Source organism: Corallococcus caeni (assembly GCF_036245865.1).
In the GTDB taxonomy this organism is placed as follows: domain Bacteria; phylum Myxococcota; class Myxococcia; order Myxococcales; family Myxococcaceae; genus Corallococcus; species Corallococcus caeni.
In genome coordinates, this window is record NZ_BTTW01000003.1 from 980,806 (window position 1) to 995,639 (window position 14,834).

Here is a 14,834-nt window from a genome sequence, read left to right on the forward strand (position 1 = left end):
GAAACTCCTACCCACACGCCCCGACAATCATTTCAACGCAGCACCTACCGCGGGCGGGGCCAACGGCCGCCGCCCCCAGCGAGGAAGACCATGCTCAAGGCCATCAGCAGCTACACGTTCAAGAACCCCTCCCGCCTGCAGGTAGACCGCACGTCGGACGGCTCGAAGAGCGTCTACGGACAGCAGGTCAACGGCATGAACTACTTCCTGGACAAGAAGAACGTCGGCATCTCCGACCGGTCCCGGGACAGCGTCATCGACAACGTCGTCAAGGTGGAGCGCGGGGAGCGCAGCGAGATCAACGCGCACCAGCGCGAGGTCGTGGGCTTCGCGCGGGACGCCTTCGAGAGCTTCAGCAAGGGCAATGTCAGACAGGGGAGCGTGGAGGCCGCCGGGTCGGTGCTCAACGCGGCGGGCTCGGTCTTCAAGTCCACGTACACGCAGACGCCGCACGAGAAGCAGGGCATCCACCCCTGGTGACCCCTGCCTGCTGACGGGGCCGGGGGGCGTTCCTGGAGCGCTCCCCTTCCCCATCCCGCACGGCGTGCGACGGGCGCGTCTGTTAACGATGGACGCGCCATGTCCGAATCCCGAACCACCGCGGTGCACGTGCACGACGCCTGTGACGTCTACGTGGGCCGTGCCTTCCGCGCCTGGGCGAAGCCGGGCCCGCTCAATCCCGTACCGGGCCGCTTCGGCAATCCGTTCAAGCCCGGGGGCGTGAAGACCTGGAAGGCGATGATCCGCACGTACTTCGAGCCCTGGCTGGCGAAGCTGCCCGCCGACGAAGCCGCGCGGATCCGCGACGAGGCCCAGCGGCGCATGGCGCCCGGCCCGGATGCGTTCGAGTCCTTCCGCTGGTACCTGGAGCTGCGCACGAAGCATGACGCGGACTTCCTGCGCGACGTGCGGACGTTGCGCGGCAAGCGGCTGGGCTGCTGGTGCAAGCCGGGCCCGTGCCACGCGGACGTGCTGGCCGCGTGGCTGGACGCAAGTCCGCGTCAGTGACGAGCGCTCTCCCGCTCGCGGACCTGCGCGGGCTGGGGCGTGAGCGTCGCGTCCACCGGCCGCCGCGTGCCCAGCGCTTCCGCCAGCGTCAGGCACGCCTGGGCGATGGCGTTGCGCGCGGCGAGTGAGTCCGCCAGCGGATCCAGCATCACGAAGTCGTGGATCATCCCCTGGTACTCGAGCGCCAGCGTCGGGACGCCCGCGTCCACCAGCCTGCGCGCGTAGGCATGGCCCTCGTCGCGGAGCACGTCGCACTCGCCGTTGAGGATGAGCGCGGGAGGCAGGCCCCGCAGCTGCGCGTCGGTCGCGCGCAGGGGGCTGACCAGGGGGTCGGTGCGCACGGAGGAGTCCGGGGCGTAGTTGTCCCAGAACCACTGCATCCCGCTCCGGGTGAGGAAGTAGCCGTCCGCATAACGCTCGTAGGAGGCTGTGTCGAAGCGGGCATCCGTGACGGGATAGAACAGCACCTGCTGTAGGATGCGCGGGCCGCCGCGCTCCTTCGCCACCAGCGTGAGCGCCGCCGCCAGGGTCCCGCCCGCGCTGTCAGCGGCCACGGCGATCCGCTGGCCATCCAGGTCCGCTTCGCCGCCGTTCTTCGCGATCCACTGGAGCGCGGCGTAGGCCTGCTCGATCTGCGTCGGGTACTGCCCCTCGGGCGCGGGCGTGTAGTTGACGAACACGACCGCGCACCGGCTCCCCACGGCCAGTTCGCGGATCAACCGGTCGTGCGTGTCCTTGTCGCCCAGCACCCAGCCACCACCGTGGAGGTAGAGCACCGCGGGGAGTTTTTCCGACGCGTCCACGGGCCGCACGATGCGGACGGAGACCTGGCCGCCGGGCCCTCCCGGCAGGACGCGGTCCTCGATGCGGGCGGGCTTCTTCGCACTCTTTCCCGACTGCACGCTCCGGAGCACCGCACGCGCATCCACGGGAGGCAGGGTTTCGAGCGCGGGCCCACCCGCTGCCTTCAATTGCTCCAGGAACGCGCGGGCATGGGGATCCAGGCCGGAGTCGGAGGGCTTCTTCGCATCGGTGGGCATGGCGTCTCTCCTCTTCGGCCGAGGATGGTCACGCACGCCCGGAGTGGGAGACGCAGGCTCACGGTGGGCTTGCCCGGAAGGCCCATTTCGGTAGCACGCGCCATCCCTCTCTCGGGGAATGTCCAGGCGCTCCGCACGGTGGGATGGAGTCGCGCGGGCCTGATCCACGGGCCCCTTCTTCTCCACCCAGCGGAGCTCCCATGGCGGTTCGCTACGATCCCAGCATCATCACGAAGCACGCGCAGGCGCTGTACGACCGCGCATCCGGCATCATCTTCGCGTGGGGCGTCATTGGTTTCATCGCGGGCGCGGCGCTGGCGAAGGCCATGAACGCGGAAGGCTTCATCGTCTTGATGGGCGGTCTGGTGGTGGCGTTGATCGGCGTGATCTTCGGCCGGGGCCGGGCCTTCGCGCTCCAGCTCCAGGCACAGGTGGCGCTGTGCCAGGTCGCCACGGAAGCCAACACGCGCAGGGCCGCGGAAGCCACGGTCGCCGGGGCCCCTCCCGCTGCCGCCGTGCCGGTGAGCAGCGCGGGCTAGCTGAACCGATGGCGCCGGGGCTGCCAGGAAGGGGCGCATGGGACTCGATGCGAGCTCGCGCTTCGACCTCTTCCGCGCCTTCCACGTCACGGCCGCGAAGCACGGAGACGGCGTCCTGGTCCGCGTGGACTGACTCCTCCACTGAAACCAGCTCAGGTCCGGCGTTTCCCGTCCCTTGAGACAAACCAGGGTATCTTGAGACACCTGTTTTGTGTTCATGTTTCATGAAAGCAATCCAGGCGCCGCATGCCATGGTCACGGTCCCATTTCCCGGGAGCCCCCACATGCGCACCTCTTGCTGGATGTCCTTGGCCGTCCTTCCCCTGCTGTTCTGTCTCGGTTGCAGCCCCGAGAGCGAATTACCCGAGGAGGACCTCATGTCCTCCCAGTCGTCCGCGGTCGTCGTGTCCGGCGGCTCGATGCTGTCTGCGCGCTATCAGCACACCGCCACGCTGCTCGCCAATGGCAAGGTGCTGGTGGCGGGCGGCGGGACGCCTTCGGGCTCGTACGCCACCACGGAGCTGTATGACCCAGCGACAGCCACGTCCGTCGCCGGTCCGTCGATGCTCACCGCGCGCCGCGGTCACACCGCCACGCGGTTGCAGGATGGCACCGTGCTGGTCGTGGGCGGCATCAACTCGAGCGTCATCGCGTCCGCCGAGCGCTACGACCCCGCCACGAACACCTGGAGCGCCGCCGCTCCCCTGCCGCGCATCAGCTACGGCCACAGCGCCACGCTGCTGACGGACGGGCGCGTGCTGGTGGTGGGCGGCGTGGGCTACGTCACCACGACCTACGTCTACACGCCGTCGACGAACACCTGGGCGGCCACGGGCTCGCTCAACGCGGGGATGATGGGGCAGGCCGCGGTGCTGCTGGCGGACGGGCGCGTGCTCGTGGCGGGCGGTGGAAATGGCACCACGTCCTCCAGCAACCACGCGGAGATCTGGAGCCCCTCCACGGGGGCGTGGACCACCGTCACGTCGATGAACGCGGGGCGCAATGGCCACACGCTGCAGCTGCTCGCCAGCGGCAAGGCGTTGGTCACGGGTTACGTCGTGGCGGCGGAGCTGTATGACCCGGCCGCCAACACCTGGACGAACACCGGCGCCACCGCCGTCCAGCACTTCACCGCGCCGTCGGTGACGCGGCCGGATGGCACCATCCTGATGGCCGGGGGCTCCTACAACACGATGCAGGTGGAGCTGTTCTCCCCCGCGACCAACACCTGGAGCACGGTGGGGACGCTCACCCAGTCCCGCGTCGAACACCCCACCGTGGCGCTGGCGAACGGCCGCGTCCTGTTCCTCGGAGGAACGACCTACAACGCCCAGGGCAACATGCAGGCGCTGGCCAGCATCGAGGTCTTCGACGCGTCCGCCAGCTGCGTCCCGACGACGTGCGCGGCCCAGGGCAAGACCTGCGGGACGATCTCCGACGGCTGCGGCGGCACCCTCACCTGCGGCACCTGTGGCGCCGGGCAGACCTGCTCCACCAGCAACGTCTGTGTCGCCGCGGCCTGCACCCACAACGTCTGTACGTCGGGCACGTCGCTGAGCAAGGACTGCAACTCCTGCACGTTCTCGGTGTGCAACCGCGACCCGTACTGCTGCACCACGTCCTGGGACAGCATCTGCGTCAGTGAGGCCACCTCCTGGTGTGTCATCGCGCAGCCGGGCTGCGTCGTGAGCCAGTAGCCGTCACTTCCGGGGCGGCCTCCGCCGTATGGGGCCCCCCGGGAACCGGCTACGCTGCGCCGCGAATGAAATACACGTTCGTCTTCACCACCGCTGCGGTGCTCCTCGCCTTCCTGGCGCAGCGGATTCAAGGCGCTGGCTGGCTGCTGCTGTGGCCCTCCGTGAGCTTCGCCATCGTGGCGGTTGCCTATGCCGGAGCCGGTGCACGGGCCTTCGGGAAGCAAGCAGATGGACGGATGCGTCCGTGGGCGGTGCTCGCGTTGCTGCCCTACCTGCTGCTCACGTGGGGCACCTGGCACCTGGCACGGCGCATCTCCCGGGAGCGCGTCCTGGATGAAGTGGTGCCCGGTGTCATCGTGGGACGCCGACTGCTGCCCGGCGAGCTGCCCCCGGGCGTCAGCGCGGTGCTCGACCTGACCTCCGAGTTCATCGAACCGGAAGGCATCCGAAGCGCCTGCCGCTACGTGTCGCTGCCCATCCTGGATGCGTCGACGTTGCCCGTGGAGCGGGTGGTCCCGGTCCTTCGGGAGCTGGCCGCCGTGCCCGGGCCGCTGTACGTCCACTGCGCGCAGGGACATGGGCGCACGGGGATGATCGCCGCCGCGCTCCTCGTGGCCCGGGGGGATGCGCCGGACGCGAAGACGGCCCTCGCGAGGGTGCGGCAGGCGCGGCCCGCGGTGCGGCTCTCCGTCCAGCAGGAGCGCGCGCTCGACGCGTTGGCCGCGGCACTGGTCTGAACCGCGAGACCCGGACACGACGCCGGGCCTCACGGATGCTCAAGACCGCTTAGCTCTCGGCGACCGGGGCCTGCTCCACTTCCGGCTGGGCGGCGGCGCACACCGGCGCGGTGTCCTCGGACCGCTGGGTCTGCTCCGAGGAGACGGAGGCGGTCTCCTCTGAAGGCTGCGCGGACGCGGAGCAATACCCGCCCCACGCCTCACAGGTGGTGGGGATGGTCCTCACGAAACAAGATCCGGTGCAGTCGTACATGTAGCAGATGTCATAGCACTGCGGCGGATAGGCAAAAGCGACGGTGGGGGCGACGCCGAGGACAGCAGTGATCGCCATCAGGGACTTCTTCAGCGCGTTCATCGACACTCCATTGCTACGGGGATGTGTCTGCCCGAAGGCAGGCACGTCTGGCAGGAGACGCTGCACTCAGAGCGCAATGACAGACGTCGGCGCCGCCATCGTTGGTGACTGAACGCTTGCTCCGACCGAAGGCCTGTCCGACATGTGGGCCGGCAGTGCCCCTGGTGGCCGGGGGTGCTGGCGCGCTGGACTGCCGGCGCCGTCCACTTTCAAGCCAGGCTTAACAGCCCATTGCGTCCACGCCGCTGGTCCGCCGTGGGGCCGGGCCGTATCTCTCTTCGTGCGACGGAACGCACAGAGGAGAGCGCACCATGCAGAAGCGCAAACTGGGAAACAGCAATCTGGAGGTCTCCGCCCTCGGGCTCGGCTGCATGGGGATGAGCCATGGCTTCGGTCCCCCGGCGGACAAGCGGGAGATGATCTCGCTCATCCGCACGGCGGTCGACCGGGGCGTCACCTTCTTCGACACCGCCGAGGTCTACGGTCCCTGGACGAATGAAGAGCTCGTGGGGGAAGCCCTGGCGCCCGTCCGCGGCCAGGTGGCCATCGCCACGAAGTTCGGGTTCAAGCTGACGCCCGACGGGAAGCAGGCCGGGCTGGACAGCAGGCCCGAGCACATCAAGCAGGTCGCCGAAGCCTCGCTCAAGCGGCTCAGGACCGACACGATCGACCTCTTCTACCAGCACCGCGTGGACCCGGAGGTGCCCATCGAGGACGTCGCCGGAGCGGTCAAGGACCTGATCCAGGCAGGCAAGGTCCGGCACTTCGGCCTCTCCGAGGCGGGAGTGAAGACCATCCGCCGCGCGCACGCCGTCCAGCCGGTCACCGCCCTCCAGAGTGAATACTCGCTGTGGTGGCGCGAGCCCGAGCAGGAGATCCTCCCGACCCTCGAGGAGCTGGGCATCGGCTTCGTTCCGTTCAGCCCCCTGGGCAAGGGCTTCCTGACGGGCAAGCTGAACGACGCGTCGCAGTTCGACAAGAGCGACATCCGCAACGTCCTGCCGCGCTTCACGCCAGAGGCTCGCAAGGTGAACCAGGCCTTCGTGGACCTGATTGGCAGGGTCGCGGCCCGGAAGAAGGTGACCCCGGCCCAGCTCGCGCTGGCCTGGGTCCTGGCGCAGAAGCCGTGGATGGTTCCCATCCCTGGCACCACCAAGCCGCACCGGCTGGAGGAGAACCTCGGCGCGCTCCAGGTGACGCTGACGCCTGACGAAGTCCGAGAGCTCACGGACGCGGCCTCGACGCTCACGGCGCAGGGGGAACGCTACCCCGAGGCAATGCAGAAGATGATCAACCGCTGAAGCGTGGCGGCCGGAGGCCCTTCACACGGCCTTCACCGCCAGCTCTCGCGCCGCTTCGACGAAGAGTCGAAGCGGCGCGGAGCGCTGCGCACGGCTGGGGTAGTAGAGGAAGAAGCCGGGGACGGTGGGCGCGTAGGCCTCCAGCACCCGCACGAGCCGCCCGGTGCGCAGTTGCTCCGCCACCGCTGGCTCGAAGGCATACGCCAGCCCCACGCCCGCCTCCGCCAGGGTCGCCGGCAGGTGCAGGTCGTTGCTGATGACGCCTCCGCGCACCGGCACACGCCAGTTCCTCCGGCCGCGCTCCAGCTCCCAGGGGTAGAGCGCCCCGGTCGTCTGTGAGCGGAAGGTGATGCACTCGTGCCGCAGGAGGTCCTCGGGACGCTGGGGCGTGCCGTGGCGGGCGAGATAGGCCGGTGAGCCCACCACCACGAAGCGGAACGCGTCGGTGAGCCGCACCTGCACCATGTCGCGCTCGATGGCCTCGCTCAACCGCACGCCCGCGTCGTAGCCCTCGGCCACGATGTCCACGAAGCGATCCTCGACGACGACCTCCACCTCTACCCGCGGGTGACGCGCGCGAAAGGTGGGCACCACCGGGGCGATGACGTAGGGCACCGCCGCCGTCAGCACCGTCAACCGGACCCGTCCCACGGCTTCTCCCGGCTGCGCGGAGACCTCTCGAAGCGCGGTGAGCGTCTGCCCGACCGCTGGGCCTGCCTCCTCCACGAGCCGCCTGCCGGTGTCCGTCAGCGCGACGCTGCGCGTGGTGCGGGTGAGCAGCACCACCCGCAGCTGCTCTTCCAGCTGCCGCACCGCCTGGCTCACCGCCGCGGTGGAGACACCCAGCTCGCGCGCCGCGCCGCTGAAGCTGCGCAGCCGGGCCACGGAGAGGAACACCTGCAGCTGCGTGAAGGGCGCCGTATTCATTCGCGAGGACCGTACCCGAGCCCACTGTTAAGCACGGGTTAAGAGCCTATTGGCTCCCTCGCGCGTAGTCATCCGCGGGTCCGGCGCGTATCTCTCTTCTCGAGAACGGGGCTCACTGGCCCCAAGTCCCCCGGAGAAGAGACCCATGCCTACCGTCAACGCCTACGCGGCCAGCTCCGCCACATCACCCCTTGGCCCCATCACCATCCAGCGTCGTGAACTGGGCCCGCGCGACGTCCTCATCGAGATCAAGTTCTGCGGCATCTGCCACTCGGACATCCACACCGTCCGTGGCGAGTGGGGCGGGACGACCTACCCCATCGCCCCCGGCCATGAGATCGCCGGCATCGTCACCCAGGTTGGCGCCGGGGTGAAGAAGCACGCGGTCGGCGACCGCGTCGGCGTCGGCTGCATGGTGGACTCGTGTGGCGACTGCACGTCGTGCCGCAAGGGCGAGGAGCAGCACTGCCTCAAGGGGATGGTCGGAACGTACGGCGCCGTCGGCCGGGACGGCCAGCTCACGCAGGGTGGCTACTCCACGCACATCGTCGTGACCGAGGACTTCGTCCTCAAGATTCCTGAAGGCATCGCGCTCGACGCCGCCGCGCCCCTGTTGTGCGCCGGCATCACGACGTACTCGCCGCTGCGCCGCTGGGGCGCGGGCCCCGGCAAGAAGGTCGCCATCGTGGGCCTGGGCGGCCTGGGACACATGGGCGTGAAGTTCGCTCGCGCGATGGGCGCGGAGGTGACCGTCCTGTCGCAGTCGCTGAGCAAGAAGGAGGACGGCCTGCGCCTGGGCGCGCACCACTATTACGCGACGAAGGACCCGGAGACGTTCCAGAAGCTCGCGGGCTCGTTCGACCTCATCGTGAACACGGTGAGCGCGAAGATCGACGTGAACGCCTACCTGTCCCTGCTGGCCCTGGACGGCGCGCTGGTCAACGTGGGCGCGCCCCCGGAGCCGCTGGCCGTCAACGTGTTCTCCCTCATCATGCCCCGCCGCGTGTTCACCGGGTCGCTCATCGGCGGCATCCGCGAGACGCAGGAGATGTTGGACTTCTGCGCGAAGCATCACATCGGCGCGGAGATCGAGGTCATCCCCGCCAGCAAGATCAACGACGCCTACGAGCGCGTGCTCGCCTCCGACGTCCGGTACCGGTTCGTCATCGACGCCGCGACGTTGAAGTAGCTCAGCCCTTCACGACGCCGTCGAAGACGCCGTAGCCGCCGGGGATGAAGAAGTCCTTCCCCGGCTCCAGTCCGAAGGCGCGCATCACCGTCGCCGCGACGTCCTGGGAGCGCGGAGCCCGCGACACGCGGCTCCCGTCCTCCTCCACCAGCGTCACCGGCGTCCCCATGGGCGAGCCGTTCATCGTCTCGTCGTACCCGCCGAGCATCTGGTTGCCCTGGATGCCGCCGCCCACCAGCAGGGCGCACGTCGCCGGGTGGTGGTCGCTTCCCTGCTTCGGGAAGGTCCGCCCGAAGTCGCTGTAGACATACACGAGCGTCTCATCCAGCAGCGACCGGGTCGGGTCGGCCTTGCTCGGGGTGAGGCTCATCTCGATGCACATCCGTCCCACCATCTCCAGCGCGATGCGCAGGTGGTTGGTGTGCATCTGGACGCCGTTCGCGCTGTGCGTGTCGAAGGAGTTGTTGTTGAAGCTCGTGGCCCGCAGGTTCACGGACGTCACCAGGTCTGACTTCAGCAGCTGCAACGCGAAGTCATACGATCCCATCGACAGGCCCGTGCCGCAGGCGTCCGCGTAGCCAATGCAGGCCGTCCAGTCCACCGGGTAGCGCGCGTCCGCCTTGAGCTTCTCCCACGTGGGCGTGGTGGCCAGCACCGACAGGATGTCGCGGCGGATGGTCCGGCTCGCGCCCTTGTAGGTGTCGTAGAGCTGCTCGATCATCGCGTCCGTGCCGCTCGTGGACACGCCCCGCTCCGCGCGCAGCGCCTTCATGAGCGCCGCGTCCACCGCCGTCGCGGGCACTGTCCCCGGGAGCGCTGAACCGTCAAAGCCCACGTCGGGGATGTCGCTGCGGGCGCGCAGCCCGTTCCAGGCGCTGCCGCGCTTGTCGGACAGCGTCGGCTCCACCGACGACGCGGAGCGCAGCACCGTTGGGTTCGCCAGCGCCGGCAGCCCCAACGCGTTCGGGAGCTCGCCGCCCAGGCTGACGTTGGGGATGGGCCGGTCCGGGAAGTGCCTGGCCATGGCGTTGGCGATGACGGCCTGCACGGCCGGAGCACGGAAGCTCGCGCCCGCCACGCCGCACATGCTGGCGACGATGCCGCTCGCGTGCGCGGCCGTGTTCTGATCCGCGCCCACGAGCAGCGCGGCCTTCTCGTAGAGCTTGTACGTGGGGTCCGCCCACGCGTAGCCCCAGGGCCGGTAAAGCTGCTGGTTGTTCGCGAGGGGGTTCACGCCCCGCGCGTCGGCCGGGTCCGCCCAGTTCCAGTAGATGGGCCCGCGCAGCTTGCGCACCGGCCCCGGCGCATCCAGGTCCACCGGTGAGCGGTCGAAGTTCTCCACCTGCCCGGGCAGGTAGCCGACCGGGATGACGCCGCCCTGCGCCGCAGGGATGAACTTCGTGATGCCCGCGCGGGACAGCGGGGAGAAGAAGCTCTCCCAGTGCAGGCCTCCATCCAGCCAGATGCCTAAAAGCTTCGTGGGCCGTCCCGGCGCCGACGCGGCCGAGGCCGTGGACAGCCCGAAGCGCGCCATGAGTCCCAGTTGCGTGGCCCCAAGGGCCAGCTCGAACAGCTTGCGACGCGAGAGCTTCATGGGGTGCCCCTTCAGTAGAAGATCCAGTGCGGGTGACGGATGAAGTACGAGCACACGCCCACCCAGGCGGGCTCGGTGTCCGTCGGCGTCGAGAGCGGCACGAAGACGTCCGTGTAGAGCGCGTCCACCTGCGCGTCGGTGAAGCGCTCGCCCAGGAAGTGCAGCGACCAGCGGCGCAGCGTGGCCTTCACGTCCGCGGGGTCGGCGGTGCGCTGGGAGCCCGCTGGGAAGAGCGCGGTGTTACCCGTCTTGGCCAGCGCCAGGCGGCACCACCGCTGCGACACCTGCGTCAGCGTGAGCGCGAACGTGGGGGACGCGCTCCGGTCCTGCGCGGTCTGGTTCATCACCGAGCCGCCGCCCAGCCCGTAGAAGCGCTCGGCGGTGGGGAGCTGCCGCGGCGCCGGCACCGCGTCGGGCGGCTGCATCGGGTAGAGGTCGTCATTCCGGGACTCCGCCATCGGGATGCCGAACTCCGTCGCGGAGATGAAGAAGTCGTCATGCGTGAGGCCCAGCTGCTGGTACAGCGCCCGCTGCACCTGGGTCGCGCTCATGCGGGTGATGCGCGTCGCATCGGGGTCCGGCCGTGCGTCGCGCTGCTGGGTGGAGAGGCCCTGGATCCACGCGCGGACGTCCGCGATGGGCAGTGTCGCCGTGCCTTCGGACACGAGCTGGGCGTAGGACTTCTCTCCAATGGGCATCTGCTTGAACGCGGCGATGCCCCGGCCCTCCAGCAGGCGGATCAGCTCGCTGTCGTCGGGGCTGCCCGCCTTCACCAGCCGGGCGTCGGAGACCAGCAGGCTCTGGAAGGTGTCCACCGACGCGAAGTACCCGCGCGCTCCCTGGGCGTGGCAGCCCTCACAGTGCGGCTTGAGGCCCTGCATGATGCGCACGGTCTCGGAGCTGGCCGGGGTGCCACAGGCCTTCTGGGACTGCGTGGAAGGAGCGGACGCGGTGCCGTCCCGGCCGCACGCGAGCGCCACGGGAAGCATGATCAGGAGGAGTGCGAAGCGGTTCATGTCAGCGCCCCCGCTGGAAGAGGTTGGACTGCGTGAGGGATTTGACGAACGGGCGGACCTTGCGGCCTCCCGCGACGAAGCGCTCCACCTGTGCATCCAGGTAGCCCGCCTCCCGCGCCGGATCGATGTCGCGCCCCATCACCTGCGCATGGAGGTGCCGCACCACGCAGCGGTCGAAGGCCCCCGCCGCGACGATGATCTTCGCGAAGCCGAGCGGCCCTACCGTCCCGTCCCCCACCTGCCCCAGCAGCGTCTGCTCCGGCGGGAGGAAGTCGAGGAAGACGGCCTCGGGGTTCGCCAGCGCCTGGGCCTCGGTGACGGGCGTGAGCTTCGTGTCGGGCATGTACCAGCGGTTCCAGTGACTGAACGGATCCCCTCCGTAGGGGTACTCGCCCTTGCGCCACTGCACCGGCCAATGCCAGGCGGTGCCCACGCCCGGCATCAGGTACTTCGCGCCATACCCCTCGGACGCGCTGCCCTGCTTCGCGAAGCGCTTGAAGTGGATGGCCGCGGGGTCCAGCCGTGTATGGCAATGCTGGCAGGGCCCCTCCGTGCCCGGATCCCGGCGGTACTCGTTGAACTTCAGGCCCATGGGCGGCGACAGGACCTCGCAGGCCAGCGTCTCCAGCGCCCGGGCGCCGCGCACGCGCTCGCGCGGGTAGCCCGTGAGGAAGCCCAGGCTGGTGAGCATGCCCGCGGCGGGAATGCCCCGGGACGCGCCGACGTCGGTGCGCGGGTCGTAGTGGTAGTCGCGCTCGGCGAGGAGGAAGGGATTGCGCGCGGGGACCTGATACTCGCGCCAGGCGAGCGGATCCCCCGGCGCGTGGTCCGGGTCCACTGGCGCACCGGCGAAGCGCGACGGCCTCCACCAGGAGTCGTCGTCGAGCAGGCCCGTCGCGCCGCCCGCCAGGCCCTGCATCACGTACGCGGCCTGGAGCCGGGTGGGCGCCACGGAGTAGGTGCCGAGGATGAGGTCCGTCACCGGCCGGTCGTGCCACGCGAGGTGGGCGAAGAGGCGGGCGGGCTCCTCGGCGACGAACCGTCGTTGGCCCTGCTCGTTGTAGTGCAGGTAGTCTTCCCAGCCGGCGTACTGCTGGAAGTCGGCGTGGCAGCGCACGGCGCTGGGGCCGCAGCCGCAGGTGCCCTCCGGACCGACGAGGGCGCAGGTGACCTGCACGGGGCTCCCGTTGACGTTCGTGGTGCCCGTGGCGGCGGTGTTGGCCGCGCCGCCCACCAGCGTTACCGTGGTGTCAGGGGCCCACCAGGGCTCCAGGGAGCGCTCCTCCACGGGCGTGCCATCCCCATTCACTCCGTCGCAGACGGTGGCGGCCTCGCGGAAGTACTTCCAGGCGCCGGCCTTCGCCGTGCCCGCCGGGCAGCGCTGGAGGGACCGCTGTTGCTGCACTCCGTACTCCGGCGCATCGGCGGTGCGAGCGACGAGCGGCACGTTGAACCAGTCGCGCGCCCGCTCGAACATCGTCCGGTAGAACGCGGGCTGCGTGAGCGTCTGGTCGACGAAGCGCTCGACGAAGGCCCGCTGCGCGGCGTCGTCCCCCGCGGCCTCGAGCGCGGCGAACTCCTCATCCGTGGGAGGTGTCCCTCGCAGCGCGAGTGAGGACCGCCGCAGCAGCCGCCCGGGCGCGAGCAGGTCGTTCTTCTCGCCCGCGTCGGGGTCACCGGAAGGCACGGGGTCTTCACAGCCGGCGTCCGGCGAGCCCGACGGATCCACGTCATCGTCAGGCGTCCCGCCGACCACGCCCGTGCAGGCCGTCCACACGGCGAGTATCAGGGCCCATCCAACGGAGCGTCGCCAGGTGCCGGGAGCGATCGAGTTGCGCGGGATCATCCGCCGCCGCAAGGCAATGCGTGTGCCAGGAACTCAACACAGCGCGGACGCAATCCCTGCCTCGGAAGGAGCGCATGCCGCCGGGGAAGCCACCGCGACTGGCGACGGATCTCCCCCACACAGTGAGGCCCGGTCCCCCCACCTTCCTGACGTCGTGATCCGCTTCACCCTTGGGAGCCTCCACGCTGTCGCACCCCGGGCGGCGCGCTGACACCGCTGGGGGGGAACCCGCGAAGAGCGTCGTGAATAGCCTCTCCGCCGGTGCCGGACTCCTCCGGCCCGGGGAGGCAGCATGAAACAGACGCGCGGATTCGCCGTGGCCCTGGCTGTGACCACCTTGCTCACGGGAGCGCCCGACGTCCAGGCCCGTGGCACGGTTGCTTCCGGGGTGGAAGCCGAGGTGACGTTCGCCACCGGCGCCGCCGTCCGGTGCGGTGACACCCTCACCGAGCACACGCGCCTCACGCACGACCTCGACTGCCCGGGCTCGGCGCCCTTCGCGCTCAGGCTCGACGGTGAAGGCATTGTGCTGGACCTGGGCGGACACACCGTGCGCCGCACCGGCCCGGAGAACGAGGACTCGCAAGGCATCGTCGTCGACAACGGCCGGATGGTGCGCAACGGCACGGTGCAGGGGTTCGGCCGGGGCATCATCACCCCCTGGTCCTCGAACACGCTGAACCTGCGGCTGCACGAACTCGCGCTGCTCGACAACGACATCGCCGTCTACAGCCAGGCGGATACGAACTTCCTCATCACCCAGTGCCGTGTGAGCGGGAACGGCCAGGGGCTGAGCAGCGAGTTCGACGCGTCCACGGGGCTCTTCGACGTGCGGTCCTCGACCTTCACCCACAACGGGACCGCGATGATCGCGGACTTCCATCAGATCGACGTGCTCGACTCCACCTTCACGTCCAATGGGCTCGTCATCCTCTGCTTCGGGGGCTCCGCTCGCATTCGCGGGAGCACGCTCGCGTGGAACGAGGCGGTGGGCAGGATGCAGCTCGACTTCGGCGGCCCCTATACCTGCAACGAGATGCGGTTCGAGAACTCGCTCCTGTCGAACAACGCCGCGTTCGCGCCCGCCCTCCAGCCGGTCTGGGAAACGAACCGGCTCGCGATGATCAACACGCTGGCCGTCAGCAATGGCACGGGGCTCCGGACCTCGGCCCTGACGGTCTATTTGGATGGCAACACCTTCTATGACAACGCAGGCGGCCTGACGCTGTCCGACCTGCAGACCGCCGTCCCCGTCCCGCTCACGGGCATCGTCCGCGGCAACCAGTTCCTGAGCAACGACGGAGACGGACTCCGCGTGGAGCCGCCCAGCACACCCACGGTGATCCACAACGTCGCCCTGGGCAACACGGGCTTCGGCATCTACGCGCCCACCGCCTTCGACGGCGGCGGGAACGTCGCGCGAAACAACACCGCGGGTGACTGCGTGGGCATCACCTGCTCCATGTACTGACGTCCCGGCCGGCGGCGGCCGCACCCCTGCTGCCCTGGCTGGAACAATGAACCTCCAGACACAAGCACGCACCCGGGTCGCCTTGAGGCGCACCCGGGGCCCTTCACTAGCGTG

Annotated in this window: 14 protein-coding genes; 8 read left to right on the forward strand and 6 right to left on the reverse strand. The window is 69.5% G+C overall.

Features of this window, described 5'->3' with window-relative positions; translation table 11 throughout:
- Positions 1-90: 90 nt before the first annotated feature.
- Positions 91-480: a hypothetical protein gene (locus tag AABA78_RS18070; protein ID WP_171413711.1), complete on the forward strand. Its 390-nt coding sequence runs from the start codon at positions 91-93 to the stop codon at positions 478-480.
- A 99-nt stretch (positions 481-579) separates the two neighbouring features.
- A complete protein-coding gene (locus AABA78_RS18075; protein WP_120526226.1) occupies positions 580-1,008 on the forward strand; it encodes a DUF4326 domain-containing protein in 429 nt (142 codons plus the stop codon).
- Here the strand turns inward: AABA78_RS18075 and AABA78_RS18080 are convergent.
- Positions 1,002-2,048 (reverse strand): alpha/beta hydrolase, encoded by a 1,047-nt coding sequence (locus AABA78_RS18080; RefSeq protein WP_338264259.1) that lies wholly within the window; start codon positions 2,046-2,048, stop codon positions 1,002-1,004. The genes AABA78_RS18075 and AABA78_RS18080 overlap by 7 nt on opposite strands.
- Positions 2,049-2,248: 200 nt before the next feature.
- Between AABA78_RS18080 and AABA78_RS18085 the strand changes: the two genes are divergently transcribed.
- The 3 genes from AABA78_RS18085 to AABA78_RS18095 all read left to right on the forward strand — a co-directional run bounded on the left by AABA78_RS18085 (position 2,249) and on the right by AABA78_RS18095 (position 5,021).
- The gene (locus tag AABA78_RS18085; RefSeq protein ID WP_338264260.1) at positions 2,249-2,587 is read left to right on the forward strand and encodes a hypothetical protein; all 339 of its coding nucleotides are present in this window, start codon (positions 2,249-2,251) and stop codon (positions 2,585-2,587) included.
- Between the two features lie 377 nt (positions 2,588-2,964).
- Positions 2,965-4,284, forward strand: coding sequence for a Kelch repeat-containing protein (locus AABA78_RS18090; protein WP_338264261.1), 1,320 nt, complete (start codon positions 2,965-2,967; stop codon positions 4,282-4,284).
- A 65-nt stretch (positions 4,285-4,349) separates the two neighbouring features.
- Positions 4,350-5,021 (forward strand): phosphatase domain-containing protein, encoded by a 672-nt coding sequence (locus AABA78_RS18095; RefSeq protein ID WP_338264262.1) that lies wholly within the window; start codon positions 4,350-4,352, stop codon positions 5,019-5,021.
- Positions 5,022-5,070: 49 nt separating this feature from the next.
- On the opposite strand, the gene AABA78_RS18100 is transcribed toward AABA78_RS18095, so the two are convergent.
- Positions 5,071-5,376, reverse strand: a complete 306-nt coding sequence (locus AABA78_RS18100; protein WP_338264263.1) for a hypothetical protein — start codon at positions 5,374-5,376, stop codon at positions 5,071-5,073.
- A gap of 311 nt (positions 5,377-5,687) precedes the next feature.
- Between AABA78_RS18100 and AABA78_RS18105 the strand changes: the two genes are divergently transcribed.
- Positions 5,688-6,677, forward strand: coding sequence for an aldo/keto reductase (locus tag AABA78_RS18105; RefSeq protein WP_338264264.1), 990 nt, complete (start codon positions 5,688-5,690; stop codon positions 6,675-6,677).
- 21 nt (positions 6,678-6,698) lie between these two features.
- Here AABA78_RS18105 and AABA78_RS18110 read toward each other — a convergent pair whose 3' ends face one another.
- Positions 6,699-7,604 carry a LysR family transcriptional regulator gene (locus AABA78_RS18110; protein WP_338264265.1) on the reverse strand — a complete coding sequence of 302 codons (906 nt, stop codon included), beginning with the start codon at positions 7,602-7,604 and terminating at the stop codon, positions 6,699-6,701.
- Between the two features lie 145 nt (positions 7,605-7,749).
- Between AABA78_RS18110 and AABA78_RS18115 the strand changes: the two genes are divergently transcribed.
- Complete coding sequence (locus tag AABA78_RS18115) at positions 7,750-8,793, forward strand: NAD(P)-dependent alcohol dehydrogenase (protein WP_338264266.1); 1,044 nt, start codon at positions 7,750-7,752, stop codon at positions 8,791-8,793.
- Position 8,794: 1 nt separating this feature from the next.
- Here AABA78_RS18115 and AABA78_RS18120 read toward each other — a convergent pair whose 3' ends face one another.
- Genes AABA78_RS18120 through AABA78_RS18130 form a run of 3 tightly spaced genes read right to left on the reverse strand, consistent with a single transcriptional unit; the run spans position 8,795 to position 13,180 of the window.
- Positions 8,795-10,387 (reverse strand): DUF1501 domain-containing protein, encoded by a 1,593-nt coding sequence (locus AABA78_RS18120; protein ID WP_338264267.1) that lies wholly within the window; start codon positions 10,385-10,387, stop codon positions 8,795-8,797.
- Positions 10,388-10,398: 11 nt separating this feature from the next.
- Complete coding sequence (locus AABA78_RS18125) at positions 10,399-11,403, reverse strand: hypothetical protein (RefSeq protein WP_338264268.1); 1,005 nt, start codon at positions 11,401-11,403, stop codon at positions 10,399-10,401.
- Position 11,404: 1 nt separating this feature from the next.
- Complete coding sequence (locus AABA78_RS18130; protein WP_338264269.1) at positions 11,405-13,180, reverse strand: hypothetical protein; 1,776 nt, start codon at positions 13,178-13,180, stop codon at positions 11,405-11,407.
- Between the two features lie 361 nt (positions 13,181-13,541).
- Here AABA78_RS18130 and AABA78_RS18135 point away from each other — a divergent pair, with 361 nt between their 5' ends.
- The gene (locus AABA78_RS18135) at positions 13,542-14,720 is read left to right on the forward strand and encodes a right-handed parallel beta-helix repeat-containing protein (protein ID WP_338264270.1); all 1,179 of its coding nucleotides are present in this window, start codon (positions 13,542-13,544) and stop codon (positions 14,718-14,720) included.
- Positions 14,721-14,834 lie beyond the last annotated feature (114 nt).